Origin of the sequence: Micromonospora ferruginea, from assembly GCF_013694245.2 — a bacterium.
Taxonomy (GTDB): domain Bacteria; phylum Actinomycetota; class Actinomycetes; order Mycobacteriales; family Micromonosporaceae; genus Micromonospora; species Micromonospora robiginosa.
On record NZ_CP059322.2, the window covers coordinates 4,351,600 to 4,366,676 of the forward strand.

12 protein-coding genes are annotated in these 15,077 nt (G+C 69.4%); 6 read left to right on the plus strand and 6 right to left on the minus strand.

Features of this window, described 5'->3' with window-relative positions; genetic code table 11:
* Positions 1-6: 6 nt before the first annotated feature.
* A complete protein-coding gene (locus H1D33_RS18900; RefSeq protein WP_181571884.1) occupies positions 7-2,364 on the minus strand; it encodes a P-loop ATPase, Sll1717 family in 2,358 nt (785 codons plus the stop codon).
* 579 nt (positions 2,365-2,943) lie between these two features.
* On the opposite strand from H1D33_RS18900, the gene H1D33_RS18905 reads away from it, so the two are divergent.
* Positions 2,944-5,976 (plus strand): DEAD/DEAH box helicase, encoded by a 3,033-nt coding sequence (locus tag H1D33_RS18905; protein WP_414685548.1) that lies wholly within the window; start codon positions 2,944-2,946, stop codon positions 5,974-5,976.
* Positions 5,977-6,083: 107 nt separating this feature from the next.
* Here the strand turns inward: H1D33_RS18905 and H1D33_RS18910 are convergent, their stop codons facing one another.
* Entirely contained in the window at positions 6,084-8,243 is a 2,160-nt protein-coding gene (locus H1D33_RS18910) for an MMPL family transporter (protein WP_181571883.1), read from the minus strand.
* A gap of 46 nt (positions 8,244-8,289) precedes the next feature.
* Here H1D33_RS18910 and H1D33_RS18915 point away from each other — a divergent pair, with 46 nt between their 5' ends.
* The 3 genes from H1D33_RS18915 to H1D33_RS18925 are packed head-to-tail and all read left to right on the plus strand — an operon-like array spanning position 8,290 to position 10,465.
* Positions 8,290-9,297 (plus strand): hypothetical protein, encoded by a 1,008-nt coding sequence (locus H1D33_RS18915; protein ID WP_246412010.1) that lies wholly within the window; start codon positions 8,290-8,292, stop codon positions 9,295-9,297.
* A 35-nt stretch (positions 9,298-9,332) separates the two neighbouring features.
* Entirely contained in the window at positions 9,333-9,698 is a 366-nt protein-coding gene (locus H1D33_RS18920; protein ID WP_181571882.1) for a VOC family protein, read from the plus strand.
* Between the two features lie 32 nt (positions 9,699-9,730).
* A complete protein-coding gene (locus tag H1D33_RS18925) occupies positions 9,731-10,465 on the plus strand; it encodes a YqjF family protein (RefSeq protein ID WP_181571881.1) in 735 nt (244 codons plus the stop codon).
* Between the two features lie 18 nt (positions 10,466-10,483).
* Here H1D33_RS18925 and yidD read toward each other — a convergent pair whose 3' ends face one another.
* On the minus strand, positions 10,484-10,855 hold the full coding sequence (gene yidD / locus H1D33_RS18930; RefSeq protein WP_246412185.1) for a membrane protein insertion efficiency factor YidD: 372 nt from the start codon (positions 10,853-10,855) through the stop codon (positions 10,484-10,486).
* 126 nt (positions 10,856-10,981) lie between these two features.
* Here yidD and H1D33_RS18935 point away from each other — a divergent pair, with 126 nt between their 5' ends.
* Entirely contained in the window at positions 10,982-11,842 is an 861-nt protein-coding gene (locus tag H1D33_RS18935) for an AraC family transcriptional regulator (protein WP_181571879.1), read from the plus strand.
* Here the strand turns inward: H1D33_RS18935 and H1D33_RS18940 are convergent.
* Positions 11,839-12,399 carry a phosphotransferase family protein gene (locus tag H1D33_RS18940; protein WP_349255136.1) on the minus strand — a complete coding sequence of 187 codons (561 nt, stop codon included), beginning with the start codon at positions 12,397-12,399 and terminating at the stop codon, positions 11,839-11,841. The genes H1D33_RS18935 and H1D33_RS18940 overlap by 4 nt on opposite strands.
* Positions 12,282-13,070: a hypothetical protein gene (locus tag H1D33_RS18945; protein WP_307755216.1), complete on the minus strand. Its 789-nt coding sequence runs from the start codon at positions 13,068-13,070 to the stop codon at positions 12,282-12,284. The genes H1D33_RS18940 and H1D33_RS18945 overlap by 118 nt, the downstream gene beginning before the upstream one ends.
* A gap of 108 nt (positions 13,071-13,178) precedes the next feature.
* Between H1D33_RS18945 and H1D33_RS18950 the strand changes: the two genes are divergently transcribed.
* Positions 13,179-13,772, plus strand: a complete 594-nt coding sequence (locus tag H1D33_RS18950; protein WP_181571877.1) for a hypothetical protein — start codon at positions 13,179-13,181, stop codon at positions 13,770-13,772.
* Between the two features lie 14 nt (positions 13,773-13,786).
* On the opposite strand, the gene H1D33_RS18955 is transcribed toward H1D33_RS18950, so the two are convergent.
* Entirely contained in the window at positions 13,787-14,941 is a 1,155-nt protein-coding gene (locus H1D33_RS18955; RefSeq protein WP_181571876.1) for a hypothetical protein, read from the minus strand.
* Between the last annotated feature and the right edge of the window lie 136 nt (positions 14,942-15,077).

Here is a 15,077-nt window from a genome sequence, read left to right on the forward strand (position 1 = left end):
GCCTGCTTACTCTTCAATCTCCAAGTATGGACGGTAAGCCGGGTGGATCTGGAATCTCTTGCTTTTTCTAGAGGCTTTCGCAAGCTTCCTTGCCAGTACATCCGCTCTCCTCATCTCACCCTCCGTACCTCCGTAATCAAATGTTGAATCGCTGGTTTCGATCCCTAGAAATCCCAACCTTCGCAAGACGCGTACTACATCCCCTTTTTCCCTTGGCAGACTTGCTGATTTCAAGATCCGATTCAGCTGCGGCTCCGTGATGATAGAACCTTCTCCAGCAAACTCGATCAGAATTGGCTCTAAATCCATCTCAGCCGCCACACCTTCCACCAATAACGCCTCGAAGGCGAAGGTGCTGTAGGTCGCTTCCGCCTCCAGAATATCCGACTCCTGGACTTTTGGATGTTTTGCATTCGTTGCCCGAAGGACTGCCGCGTTTGCGAAGAAAACGAGATCTCTTGGACGCGGCTGCACCCTAGAAAGTAGATAATTTCGCGCCGACATGCCTTTTACAGACTCTACAAACGCGCTCTCCCATAGCTCGCTTGCGCTACGCGCATTCGGCCGCGAAGCGAGAAACCGATCCTCCAAGACTCGCGCCAGCAGCTCGGTGTCCCGCCACTCGATCTCAGTCGTACTGATCTTGTCTGGCTCCCTAGCGTTATCTCTCACATGGGCGTAGATGTCGCTTCTCAGGAAGACCGTAAGCGTTACATTGACACTAAGCTTCCGCGAAGTCTCTTTCTTGAACTCATCAACCACACGGCCCACTACGGTCAGCAAACCTAGGAGCAATCGCGAAAGCATCTCTAAATCGGCGCCCCTATGCCACGCCTTGTCAAGATTATCAACTAATACTGCGATCCGGTTTCGATCGGCAAGAGCCTTCCCAATAAGAGTCCGCAATGTACGCAGCGTATCGCCATAAAGCGCCGCGTTAACTATTTTCCGTGATGCCTCAACATCCCTTTCGTCAACTCCACCCGAGAGGGTGCTTTCCAGCGATTTAACTAGACGTTCGAGGCGAATAGAAAAACTCGCGTCAACCCCGCGATGGCTCTGCGTGAGACAATCCCTCAGCTGATCCATCGCCGAGCCAGTCGGCACCCCAGCCGGACGCTTCTCCGCTTCGTCAACGGCTCGTGCCGCGATTTCTGTGTAAAGCAGATATTTCCACAGACCTTCGATAAGGTAGTCGCCAAGATGTCGAGATTCAACCTTTGCAAGAACCTCGAGCAGCGCTTCAAGTTCGTAGCTAGCCGGCTTAATAACGCAAACTAAATTTCTTGCATCGTCCCGTAGAGCCTCTGCCGCTTGCAGCATGTTCGCCGTTTTACCGGTTCCCTTCTTGCCGGTGAAGATCGTAGCGGCAGCCTCGACAACATCTCTAAAATCACGCGTTTCTACGAAATACTGATCTAGACCATCTTGGTCGCTCTCGGCAACGTGATTGCCGAATCGGAGCGCAGCCAACTCAACACTTAAGTGTTGGCGTACGCGTGTAGGCGCTTTATGGGCGGGCGATCTGAGGCCCTCTATCCACTGAATGGCACGCTTTTCTAGGTCTGCAGCGTTGCGATAATGCAACGCCAGGTCGCGGTAATCAAGTGGCATATCCGCACCGTCTTCGAAAACAATCAGAATCTCGCGCCCTAGCCCGCGAGCTATACCTGCAAGCAGCGAAACGCGTGCATTCGCCGTGGTCGAAAGGAACGCACGCTCAGGCGTCATATGGAACACTGCAAATTGTGAGGTAAAGAGCTCCTCCGCAAACCAGGCTAAAGGAGCACTGCCATACTCCTCGAAATCAACAGTCTGCACATCGAACTTATCATATGCATCGAGGACTCGAGAAAGGCGCCTGCTCGGCTCATCCTCTTTGAAGCTTGGCATGTAGAATAACTTGGTACCGTCCGGCGGGGGTATTTCCGCCCCTCCGGTCAGGTCATACCAGAGAGGCAGAGAAGGTTCCGCCACCAAGCGCTGCACGGTTTTGGTTAGATCGCTGGCGTTGCGATAAGACGTTGCGCCAGTCGTGGTAAGTAGCGCAAAAGCTCGAAGCTCCTTCACTGCGTGCGCATCTTGCCCATCGATTAGAATCGCAACTCGCTTACGCTTTCCGATCGCCAACCCTAGCTCAAACAGCACGTTGGCACTTAGGGTTGTGAGATCGAAAAGACCAAAGGTGCAGCTGTCAATAGCTTTCTCGACTTCATGGACGATTAATCGTCCATCCACCATCAGATCTTCCCACGTAACGGAATGCGTCTTGCTGCTTCCCAATCCTAGATTAAAGGCGACCTCTCGAATCGTTTCGCTTAAGACAGGGGGGCGAGCGCTATAGCCAAAAAACAACAGATGCATACGTTCTTTACCGCCATTCAGATCTATTTGGAGGGCCCGTCATAGTTTCTCGTTCTGCGAATCGATAGACTCGGACACGCTGGGAATGGTGGCTATCGATGTTCAGTAAGCCCGCCGCTGGCCCCGTTCGGTTCCCACGAAGCGACGTCTAACAGCGACAGCCCTCACCTTGCATCCACTGACTGCCAACGGTGCCTTACACATGCAACCTCGGCCCCCTCTCAGTAGTGTGTTCGGCAGGCTACAGGGAGACACGGCAGACAGGGAGGCGCACACGTCTCATCCTGAGACCCCGCGATGCGGTATCACATCCTGATCAATCGATCAACGTGGATGCATAACTTATCGACGAAGTGCGTTTCGGCTGCTTAGATGGCTGCTCGACGGCAAGGAGGCGGGCTGCCGGGTGGGGCTAGAGGTCCAGCAGATCCACTTGATCAACACGCAGCCAGCCGCAACTGTCAAGCACCCGACAAAAATCGGAGGGTCCCGCGACCTGCGTGAAGGAGCGAAGTGAGTACGTTGCAGGGAGTGAAGGATCTTGGCTACGGCATCTATGAACACCTGATAACTGCTGACATCGCTGCATGCCTTGACCTCCTGGAGGTGGGGCCTGCCGTCATTCAGCGGTCTACCTTGAATTCCGCCGATGCGCACGACGTGCTTGCACGCCACCTTGCTGCTCTCGCGCGGCGGGCGCTGCTCGCGGTCGGCGGCGGTGAGCACAAGCTCGCCCGCCAGGTCGACCTGGCGAATCGCATCGCCGCGCACATCGCCCAGGCCGAGCCACGCGCCGTCACCGCTGACGACCAGGTGACAGATGCTCTACGCCTGCTGCACGCCATCGCAGCCCCGCCCATCCCACCGGCCGCACCGGTCTTTCCGATCCGTCCCTCCACGCCGCTCTCCACCGGCGCGCTCCTGGTCAACGGTCGGCACCAACCGCGGATCGGGCACGAGGTCAGCCACGAGATGGCCTCGGCGGACGCTGTCGACCTGCTCTGCGCGTTCATCAAGTGGCACGGGCTGCGCATCATCGAGCCGGCGCTTACCGAACTCATCGCCCGAGGTGGTCGGGTCCGTGTCATTACGACGACCTACCTCGGTGCCACCGACCAGCGGGCGCTCGACCGGCTCGCCGAGCTGGGCGCCGAGGTCAAGGTCTCCTACGAGACCCGGACCACCCGCCTGCACGCGAAGGCGTGGCTGTTCCGCCGCAACAACGGCACCACCACCGCGTACGTCGGCTCGTCCAATCTGTCGAAGGCCGCGCTTGTCGACGGCGTGGAGTGGAACGTCCGCATCTCGAACCTGGAGCAGCCGCACGTCATCGACACGTTCGAGGCGACGTTCGCCGACTACTGGAACGACTCGGCGTTCGAGACGTACGACCCGGCGCAGGACGCCGAGCGGCTGCGCGTCGCGCTGCGCGGGGAACGCACCGACGAGGCACCTACCGAGATCGCGAACCTGGACGTGCGGCCGTTCCCGTACCAGCAGGAGGTCTTGAACGACCTCGACGCCGAGCGGCTGGTGCACGGGCGTTGGCGGAATCTCGTGGTGATGGCGACCGGCACCGGCAAGACGGTGGTGGCGGCGCTCGACTACCGCCGGCTCCAGCGGGCCGGGCACGTTGACTCGCTGCTGTTCGTCGCGCACCAGGAACAGATTCTGAGGCAGAGCCGGTCGGTGTTCCGCCAGGTGATGGGTGACGGCACCTTCGGGGAGACGCTGGTCAGCGGTGACCGGCCGCAGGGCTGGAAGCATGTGTTCGCGTCGATCCAGTCGCTGCACCGACAGGAGATCGACCCTGAGGCGTACGACATGGTGATCGTGGACGAGTTCCACCACGCCGAAGCGCCGACGTACACGCGGTTGTTGGAGCGGCTTCGGCCGCGCGTACTCCTGGGGCTGACCGCGACGCCCGACCGCAGCGACGGCGGCGACGTGCGGCGGTGGTTCGACGGCCGCGCGTCGGTGGAGTTGCACCTGTGGGAGGCGTTGGAGCGGCAGTTACTCGCGCCGTTCCAATACTTCGGGCTGCACGACGAGGTGGACCTGACGCGGGTGCGCTGGAAGCGCGGACAGGGCTACGACAAGAACGACCTGGACGGCGTCTACACCGGCAACCACGCGCGAGCGCGGTTGATCCTGCACGCGGTCAACCGGATCGCTGACGTCGGGCGGATGCGGGCGCTGGGCTTCTGCGTCAGCATCGGGCACGCCGAGTTCATGGCCGACTGGTTCACCCGGCACGGCGTACCGGCGGCGGCGGTGACGTCGACGCTCGATCGCGGCGAGCGGCACACGCTGATCGACCGGTTCCGCAGGCGGGAGCTGCGGGTGCTGTTCACGGTCGACCTGTTCAACGAGGGCGTCGACCTGCCGATGGTTGACACGATCCTCATGCTGCGGCCGACCGAGAGCGCGACGATCTTCCTGCAACAGCTCGGGCGAGGGCTGCGGTTGGACGACGACAAGCCGTGCCTGACCGTCCTCGACTTCATCGGCGGGCAGCACGCCAACTTCCGCTTCGACCTGCGGTGGCGGGCGTTGGCCGGGGTGAGCCGGCGGGCCGTCGAGTCGGCCGTCCGGGAGGACTTCCCGTCGTTGCCGAGCGGATGCCACATCGAGCTGGACCGGGTGGCGAAGGACATCGTGCTCGCCAACCTGAAATCGGCGCTCCCCACGTCGAAGAACGCGCTGGTGGGTGAGCTGCGGCAGCTTGGCGACGTGAGCCTTGCCGAGTTCCTTCGGGAGACCGGCCTGGAGATCGAGGACGTGTACCGCTCCGCGGGCGTCGGCGGTTGGGCGGGGCTGCGGCGCCTTGCCGGTCTCGACGCTGCTCCGGGTGGCCCGGACGATCGCGATCTCGGTCGGGCGATTGGTCGAATGCTGCACGTGGACGACGTCGATCGGCTGGATCTCATCGGCCGGGTGGCGGCGGGTGAATCGCCTGCTGGTGGGCGGCTGCTCGACATGCTGCACTTCAGCCTGTGGGGGCCATCGACCCCGTTAACCGAGCGCGACGCGCGGCTCAAGCGGCTCTGGGCGGAGCCGGCACGGTGCGCGGAACTGCGACAGGTTGTCGAGGTGCTGCGCGATCGGATTCACCGGGTCACCGAGCGACCCGCTTCGGAGCGGGTGCCGCTGCGGGTGCACGCTCGCTACAGCCGGAACGAGGCATGCGCGGCTTTCGGGATGGCGAACCCGGGGTCGTTGCGTGAAGGCGTGAAGTGGCTGCCGGACGAGAAGGCGGACCTGTTCTTCGTCACGCTGGTCAAGTCGGCGGAGCACTACTCCCCGACCACGATGTATGCGGACCGGGCCATCACGGATCGGCTGTTCCAGTGGGAGTCGCAGAGCACGACGTCGGCGGCGTCGGCGACCGGGCAGCGGTATGTCGGCCACGTTGCGCAGGGGTCGACGGTGCATCTGTTCGTGCGGGAGTCCCGGGTTGCCGACCGGGACCTGGGTGCGCCGCCGTACCTGTATGCCGGGCCGATGACGTACCGGGAGCACAGCGGGGACCGCCCGATGCGGATCCTCTGGGAGTTGGGGCATGCGCTGCCCGCCGACATGTACGCCGCTGCTCGGACGATCGCCGCCTGATATCACCAACGACTCAGCTCGAAAGGCACGCCAGACACCACGCCCCTGTCCGCTGAGCCGGTGTTGCGGGGCCTGCCGCTGCCAAGGACGAAACGGAGCAGCGCGCGTCAGACCTGCACCTCGCTCGCCGACTCCGGCGCCGCGTGCCGCCCCCCACCATCACGCCGCTCGTCCCCGTGCCCCGGCCACCACGCCTTGTGCCCGATCAACCCGGTCAGCGCCGGCACGAAGAACATCGACATCACGAACGCCGACAGCACGATCCCGATCGCCACCGCGAACCCCATCTGCTGGAGGAACGAGATCGGCGCGAGCATCAGCACCCCGAACGTGCCGGCCAGGATCAGCCCGGCCGCGGCCACCGTCGGCCCGGCGTGCTCCACGCCGATCGCGGCGGCCTGGTGTGGTTCGTGGCCCTCGCGGGCCTCCTCGCGTAGCCGGGCGATCATCAGGATGTTGTAGTCGGTGCCGATCGCCACCACGAACAGGTAGAGGATGATCGGGAGTTGGAACGTGACGCCCGGCTTGCCCTCCAGCCCCTGGAACAGGTAGACGGTCGCGCCCAGCGTGGCGGCGAAGTTGAGCAGCACCGCGATCACCAGGTAGATCGGCGCGACGAGGCTGCGCAGCAGCAGCGCGAGGATGAGCGCGATCAGGCCGGCGGCGACCGGCAGGATCACCGACAGGTCGCGGTTGTTGGCCGAGTTGATGTCGGCGAAGATCGCGGTGGGGCCGCCGACCAGTGCCTTCGTACCCGATGGGGCCTTGGCGTGGAGCGCGTCGCGCAGGTCGTCGCGGACCAGGGTGATCGCCTCGTTGGAGACCGGGTTCTCGTCGAGCAGCAGGTTGATCCGGGCGACGCTCGGGTCGGTGGTGCTGCGTTCGGCCGGCTGCACCCGGGCCACGCCCGGCGCGTCGGCGGAGGCGGCGGCGAAGTCGGTGACCTGCTGGTCGGTGAGCGGGGTGCCGTTGCCGGTGGTCAGGTAGACCTCGGTGGGCGCGAGCGCCCCGGCGGCGAAGCCGCGCTGGAGGTCCTTGGCGGCGCGCGCCGATTCGGTGTCCTGCGGGAAGCCGGCGCTGAAGTCGTAGTCGGCCTGGTAGCTGAGCACCCCGGCGGCGAGCGCGACGAGCAGCGCGCCGGAGGCCGCGGCCACCAGGGCGGGCTTACGGCCGACGGCGCCGCCGAGCCGGCGGGACAGGCTCGCCTTCGGGGTACGCTGCCACGCCTTCGACGGCCAGAACACCCACCGGCCGAGCAGCGACACGATCGCCGGGATCAGGGTGAGCGAGGTGACCAGCATGACGCCGACGGCGATGGCGAGCGCCGGGCCGAGCGAGCCGAAGAAGCCGAGCGAGGCGAGCAGCAGCACCAGGAACGCGACGATGACCGCGCCGGCGGCGGACGTGATGACCTCGCCGACCCGCTGCACGGTGACGATCATGGCGGTGCGCTTGTCGTCGCCGGCGCGCAGCCGTTCCCGGTAGCGGAACAGCAGGAACAGGATGTAGTCGGTGCCGATGCCGAACAGCACGATCAGCAGGATGGTCTGCAGGTCCTGGCTGACGTTGAGGTCGAACGCCTTGCCGGCGGCGGCGACCAGGCCGGTGGTGACGGACATGACCACGCTGATCACCACGACCGGCAGCAGCGCGGCGATCGGGCTGCGGAAGATGATCAGGATCAGTCCGATGATGAGGATGATGGTGGCGACGCCGACCACCGCGAACGCCGAGTTGAACGTGTCCTCGTTGTCGACGAAGCTGGCCACGTCGCCGGCCACCCCGGCGGTCAGGCCGCTGCCGGCGAGGTCCGGCCCGAGGCCGGCGCGCAGGTCGCGGACGGCGTCCAGCAGCTTCGGGTCATCCGGGGTGTCGGCGTCCAGGCCGACGGAGATGATCTGCACCGACTTGTCCGGCGCGACGGCCTGCGGGCCGGTCAGGTAGCCGGCGGTCTGCGGGATGTTCCGCCCCTTGAGCGCCTGGGCGAGCTGCCCGACGCGCGCCTCGTCGGCCGGCGTGAGCGGTTTGCCGTCGCCGCGCTTGACGACGATGGTGGCGGTGGCGGTCGCGGCCTGCGGGAACGCCTTGGTGGCCAGCTCGGTGGCCTGCACCGACTCGTAGGAGCGCGGCAGGAAGCTCTCCTGGTCGGCAGAGGTGATGTCGCTCAGCGACGGGCTGGTGACCACGATCGCGATCGCGGCGAGCACCCAACCCCCGATCACCCACCACGCCTTGCCGACGACGAACCTGCCCAGTCGCTCGAACATCGTTTCCCCCGTGTGTTCGACTGTGTCACCGCGTATCCTACCGTCGGTGACCAATCCTTTTCGGACGGCACGCGCGGAGGTGCTGGCGGCGTGGCTGCTGGCGACCGTGCCGGCTCCGCTGCTGTTCTTCGCGTGGACGCACCGCTGGGAGGAGGACCCGACGGTCGCCCCCGCGCTGTGGTGGCCGGTGCTCGCCTCGCCGGTGCTCGCCGCCGTGGTCGCGGCCGGTCAGCCCCGGGGTCGCGGTCCGGTCGGCGTGGCGCTCGCAGTCGCCGTGTCCACGCTGGTCACCGCCGTGCTGCTGAGCGGAACGCTGGCCTTCTTCCGATGGGTCGCCCCGCTGACCGGGGAGGCCCGCTGGGGGTGGGCGCTGCTCGGTGGCCTGGCGCTCGCGGTGGTCGGCGCCCTGATCGGGTACGCCGCCGGCGGTCGCCTCGCCCACCGGGCCCACCCGGCGTCGCGGCGCGGCTACCTGGTCGGCGGGCTCGCCGTCGTGTTCGGGGCACTGCTGGCGCAGTCCGCGGTCCGGCTCGGCGCCGAGGGCAGCACGATCGGCGACAACCCCCGGGAGTACGGCGGGACGGGCCCCTACGCCACGTCGGCCGGGCGGGTCACGGTGCCGACGCCCGGGGCGTACGCGATCTTCGGGGTGGGTGACGCACCGGCGGGCGCGGACTGCCGGCTGACCGGCGGCGGCGCGACGGTCCGGGCGGACGATCCGGTCTCCGTGCCGCCCGGCGGCTACGGCGGTGACGCCGCCACGTTCGCCTGGATCGCCTCGGTGCGGGTGCCGGCGGCCGGCGCGTGGACGATGGAGTGCCGGTCGTCGGACCCGGAGGCGTCCTACATGGTGGGTGACGAGCCGCGCGTGCGGGGCGCGGTCGGCCGGCTGATCCACTGGCCGGTGGGCGTGATCTGGCTGCTCGGCGCGCTCCCCGGCCTGCTGGTCGCGGTGCAGACGGCCACCCGGCGGCGCTCCGCCCGGCGCGCGGCCGACCACGCCGGGGAGAGCGTGGTCGCGGAACGGCCGGGAAGTGTCGTAGCCGGCTCGTAGCCTGACCCGGTCATCGACGATCGACAGGGGGCGACGTGCTCGACCACTTCTCCGTAGCGGTGCGCGACCTGGCGGCCAGCGCCGCGTTCTACGACGCCGTGCTCGCCCCGCTGGGCGGGCGGCGGATCATGGAGCCCGGCCCGATCGGCTACGGCGTCAACGCGCCCGACTTCTGGGTCGAGCCCGCGCCGGCCGACTCCGCCCCGGCGCCGGTGCACATCGCGTTCACCGCGCCCGACCGGGCGGCCGTGCGGGCGTTCCACGACGCGGCGGTGGCGGCCGGCGCCGAGGTGCTGCACGCGCCGAAGGTCTGGCCGGAATACCACGCCGGCTACTACGGCGCGTTCGTCCGCGACCCCGACGGCAACAACGTCGAGGCGGTCTGCCACCGGCCGGAGTGACCCGCCGTCCCGGCGGGAGGCAGGATGGACCGGTGGAGATCGAGCCGGTCGAGCACGCACCCGTCCGCGCCATCCGGCGGGCCTGGCTGGCGCAGCGCTGGCACGACCTGACGTTCCTGCACTGGGCGGTCCCGCCGGAGCGGGTCGCGCCGCTGCTGCCGGCCGGCACCCGGCCCGACACGATCGACGGGCTCACCTACGTCGGGTTGATCGGGTTCCGGATGGTCGGGCTGGGGCTCGGCCGGGGGCCGGGCATCCCCTACTTCGGCACGTTCTGGGAGACCAACGTGCGGCTCTACTCGGTCGACGGCGCCGGCCGCCGGGCGGTGGTGTTCCGTTCGCTGGACGCGTCGCGGCTGGTGCCGGTGCTGGTCGCCCAACTGAGCCTCCGCCTGCCCTACAAGTGGTCCGCGATGACGGTGGACCGCGCCGGCGACACGCTCACCTACCGCTGCCGGCGGCGCTGGCCCGGCCCGGCCGGCGCGTCCAGCCGGATGACCGTCCGCGTCGGCGCGCCGATCGCCGAGCCGACGCCGCTGGAGCACTTCCTCACCGCGCGGTGGGGCCTGCACACCCGCGCGTACGGGCACACCCGGCACCTGCCCAACTGGCATCCGCAATGGCCGCTGCACCGCGCCGAGCTGCTGCACCTGGACGACGAGCTGGTCACCGTCGCCGGCCTGCCCGCGCCGGACGGCCCGCCGGTCAGCGTGCTGCACTCCCCCGGCGTCCCGGTCGTCTTCGGCGGCCCCACCGCGGTCCCCTGACCGGCCGCCGTGACACGGTCAGGGCAGCGGGTCGTGGGTGCCGCGCGGCACGCCGGGGCGGCAGCGGCGGACCCGCTCGGCGGCCATCCGCCCGCCCACCGCCAGCCCGTGCCGTTCCACCGCGGCCAGCCCGTACGCGCTGCACGTCGGCGTGTAGCGGCAGGTCCCCGGCCAGCGGTGGGACAGCCAACGCCGGTAGCCGAGGATCGCGGCCCGGCCGGCCCGGTCCACGACCGGCGTCCGCGCGATGCCGGCGGTCACCGCACCGAGGGTGAGCAGCGTCGAGAAGAGCCCGAGGTCGCAGCAGCCGGGGCCGTCGCAGTCGACCAGGTCGCAGTCGCAGTCGCACCAGTCCCGGTGCCGCTTCTTCTTGTGGTGTCGCTTCCGCATGATCACGACGCCATGATGCGACACCCACGCCACCTCCGGATCAGCCGACCGGAACGGACCCGGTGCGATCGGGTAGACGGGTGGACGGCACCCTGGCGTCATAGGCGTGACCAGGAAGGAGCATCGGTGCTGGATCGACTCAACCAGGCCATGGACCACCTCGAACAGCGGCTCGACCAGCCGCTCGACGTGGCCGCGCTGGCCCGGGTCGCCTGCGTGTCGGAGCACCACTTCCGGCGGCTGTTCTCGGCGCTGGCCGGAATGCCGCTGTCGGAGTACGTGCGCCGCCGCCGGCTGACCCTGGCCGCCGCCGACGTGCTCGCCGACCGGGAGTCGCTGCTCCACGTGGCGGTCCGCTGGGGGTACGGCTCGAACGAGGCGTTCGCCCGCGCGTTCCGGGCCGTGCACGGGGTGGGACCGGCGGAGGCCCGGCGCGCCGGGTCGGTGCTGCGGTCCCAGCCCCGGATGTCCTTCCGGCTCGTCGTCGAAGGGAGCAGCAGCATGGACTACCGGATCGTGGCCAAGGAGGCCTTCCGGCTCGTCGGGGTGAAGGCGCGGGTGCCGCTGGTGCACGAGGGGATGAACCCGCACATCGTGGCGTTCCTCAAGGGCCTGGAGCCGGAGACGGTACGCCGGATCGGGGCCCTGTCGGACCAGGAGCCGCGCGGCGTCGTCAACGTCAGCGACGACCTGGCCGGTTCCCGCGCGGAGGGCACCGAGCTGGACTACTGGCACGGGGTGGTGACCGGCGCGGAGGTGCCGGAAGGGCTGGACGGCCTGCCGGTGGAGGCCGGTGACTGGGCGGTGTTCCGCAGCTCCGGCGCGTTCCCGGAGGCGTTGCAGCATCTGTGGCGGGACGTGTTCACCCAGTGGTTCCCGTCGAACCCGTACGAGATTCGACCGGGGCCGGAGATCTCCCGGGTGCGGGTCGCCGAGGGCGGCGCCACCGCCGACGCGGAGCTGTGGATCCCGGTGCGCCAGGTCTAGGACGCCTCGGCGGCGGCCTGCGCCAGCGCGGCCGGCACGTCGTGTGCGTGGTAGGGGTGTTCGCTCGGCTCGATGCCGGCGAGGAACATCGCGTACACGGCGGCCAGCCGCAGCGGCGCGACCGGCCGGAGCAGGTCGACCGCCCGGTGCGGGTCGCTGCCGGGCGCGTCGGCCCGCCACCGGTCGGCCCACGCGTCGACCAGCCGGCCGGCGGTCGCCGGGTCGAGCGTCTCGGTGAGGCGCAGGATGTCGAACGCGGGGTGGCCGGCGAACGCGTCCGCCCAGTCGATGACCACCGGCCGGGTGCCGTCGCCGCGGACGTTGCCGGGGTGCAGGTCGCCGTGCACGAGCGTGTCGGGCAGCCCGCAGTCGCGGAGCCGCCGGAGCCGCCGGTCGAGCCCGTCGAGCAGCCCCGCTGCGACCGACACGTCGTGCCCGGTCAGCCGCGCCCGGATCCACTCGGCCAGCCGATGCCCGCGCAGATCGGGCACCCCGTCCGCCACCAGCCGATCCACCGCTCCCACGGCGTGCCGCTGCCGCGCATGGTGGGCGGCCATGATCGCCGCTCGTTCCGCCTCCCCGGCCCCGTACCGGTCCTCCCCGCCACGTGCTCCAGCAGCATCCGCCCCTCCCCGTCCGCCGCCAGCACCACCGGCCCACCCCCGGCCCCCGCTCCCGCTTTCGCCTCCGTGGGGACGGTCGGACCGGTGGGGTGGGCCAGCCAGGCCAGGACCGTGGGTTCGTGGGACGCAAACGGGGGGAGCTGCTTCAGCCAGGCGGGGCCCTGCGGAGTGTCCAGGCGCCAGATCGCCGACAGGTTCCAGGTGCGCTGCTGCGCCACGGCGGTCACCGGGCGGCCGAGGCGGCGCAGCTCGTCAGTGGCCCAGGCGACGCTGCGGGCCGGGCCGCCCGGCTCCGCCCACGGCTGGCGTCGCGGATGCGGCGCGAGGTCCACGGCCGCCGGTTCCCGGGGTACGCCGCCGGCGGCGGCACCGCGCGCGGGCGCGTCGAGGAGCTGGGCCAGGTAGCGGACGTGGCCGCCGGGCGGGTGGGGGCGGTCGGCGTCGAGCAGGCGCAGCACGGCCACGTCCACGCCGTACCGGCGGCGGGCGCCGTCGACGATCGACGCGACCTGCTGCCACCACGGGTCGGGCACCTCGAACGGGGGCAGCGCGCCGAGCGGCCGGCCGTCGGCGTCGACCAGGACCACGGTCACGGTGCGGGACACGGCCGGACGTTAACCGGGCACCCCTACGGGAGGCGAGCGCATTCCTCCGGGAGCGGTGCGGGGCGGCACCCCGATGTCCCGGCGACGGGTGACGGCCAGGCTGAGGCGATGAGCCTCCTCGATTCCCCGCCGCGTGCCGCGTACCGCTGGTTGCGGCCGGTCGGCGTGACCTCCGCGTCGCTGCTGCTCGGCTACGGGTTGCTGCGCCTGTTCGACCGCCTGGACGGGCACAGCGACAAGGGCGCCTGGGCGTGGAACACCGGCCACACGCTGTTCCTGCTCGGCGTGCTCGGGTTCGCCGCGCTGATCGTCGGGCTGCACGGCCTGCTGCGTACCCGCTCGACCCGGCTGCGGACGCTCGACGACGTGGCCGCGCTGGCCGGCCTGGTCGGCGCCGCCGCGTTCGTCTGGGTGATCCTCGGCGACCTGTTCCCGCGCTTCGCCGACGCGGTCGACACGCCGGGCGTGGTGCTGCTCGGCGGGCCGGCGCTGTTCGAACTGGGCCTGCTGGTGCTGCTCTACCGGGCGGCGGCGACGCGACTGCTGCCGGTGTGGGCGCCGGTGCTGGTGCTGGTCGGGTTCCTGGCGATCGCGGTGAACCTGGACCTGCTGCCGGTCGGCGCCGCGCTGGTCCTGTCCGGCCTGCTGCCGCTGCGCAGCGGTGGTGTTAGGCGGGGCCCCCGCCTATACCAAAAGCGTTAAGCGGGGGCCCCGCCTTAACTCCAGACGGAGCGGCGCAGCCCCCGGTGGCCGGCGCACACGTCGCGCTGGCCGCCGGTGCGGCTGACCGCGCCGTCGCGGCACTGCACCAGCCAGCCCCGGCCGGACCAGAACCCGGGTACGCACTCGAACCAGTCGCAGATCCCGGCGGCCGGCTTGCGGATCCGGTTGCCGCCACAGAAGTCGTACCCGAAGGGGTTCGGCGGGGCACCGCAGCGCCGCTCGGCCGCCGGCTGCGGGTCGGTGCCGCGCGGCGCGGACCGGCTGCGGTGCGGCTGCGGGCTGGTGCTGGGCCGGACCTGGACGGCGGGGGCGACCGCCGGCGGTGCGGGCGTGCCGGTGGCCGCCGGGGTGGCGGCGGCGGCGCGTTCCGACCCGGCGCGGGTGGGCGGGTTGGACTCGACGAGCATCGCCGGCACGGCCAGCGCGAGCGCCGCGCCCACCGCCACCGTCCGCCGGCCGCCCGGCAGCCGCGCGGAGAACCGGGCCTGGGCGGGGGTGAGCACGGCCGGGCGTTGCGGGCGCAGCTCCGCGTGTTCGGCGAGCAGCTCGTCCAGTTCGGCGACGACCGCGGCGCGCTGCTCGATCGCGTCGGCGAAGGCCAGCGTGAGCGTGAACCGGAAGTCGGCCACCGCGCCGGTGGGCAGCAGCAACCCGGAGGTACGCCGCCGGTCCAGCACCTGGATCAGGGTGACCGGCGCGGCCGGGTCGTGGGACAGGCCGGTCATCCGGCCGTACGTCCAGTCCCGCCGGCCGCGCCCGCCGAGCAGCACGAGGCGCCGGTTGGTGAGCACGGCCAGCCCGGCGTCGACGACGCGGACCCCCTCCGGGCGGCGCGGGCGCAGCACCGGCGGGTCCGGGTCCACGGTCAGGTCGGGGGCCGGCAGCACGGCGGTGTGCCGCACCTCGACCAGTTGCGCCGCCGGCAACGTCCAGAAGACCACCTCGCCGGGGGCCAGCTCCATGGGCAGGCCGACGCCGGCCCGCTCCGACCCGTGGAAGGACACCGCGAGGGTACGCCGGCGACGCAGCTCGTCGTCGCGGCGTCGCCACGCCTCGTCGGCCGCGCGGAACGCGCGCTGCCGCCGTTCGTTCTGCCGGTGCGCCCACCGGTAACGCCAGGTTGAACCCGTCGAATCAGTCATCGCCACGCCGACTCCTCCGCCGCGCGAGCCCACCAACCGGGGTGTCACCGGGAACAACGGCCGGGTAGGGGTACGAAGACACGCGAAAGTCGCTAATTAGTCCGATTGGTTGATTGACGGGCGCTCCGCTTCGCCATGCGGG

Excerpts from the sequence above, each read along its gene's own strand:
- H1D33_RS18900 (WP_181571884.1), bottom strand. The coding sequence starts at position 2,364 with ATGCATCTGTTGTTTTTTGGCTATAGCGCTCGCCCCCCTGTCTTAAGC.
- H1D33_RS18950 (WP_181571877.1), top strand. The coding sequence starts at position 13,179 with ATGAGCCTCCTCGATTCCCCGCCGCGTGCCGCGTACCGCTGGTTGCGG.
- yidD (WP_246412185.1), bottom strand. The coding sequence starts at position 10,855 with ATGCGGAAGCGACACCACAAGAAGAAGCGGCACCGGGACTGGTGCGAC.
- H1D33_RS18940 (WP_349255136.1), bottom strand. The coding sequence starts at position 12,399 with ATGGCCGCCCACCATGCGCGGCAGCGGCACGCCGTGGGAGCGGTGGAT.
- H1D33_RS18910 (WP_181571883.1), bottom strand. The coding sequence starts at position 8,243 with ATGTTCGAGCGACTGGGCAGGTTCGTCGTCGGCAAGGCGTGGTGGGTG.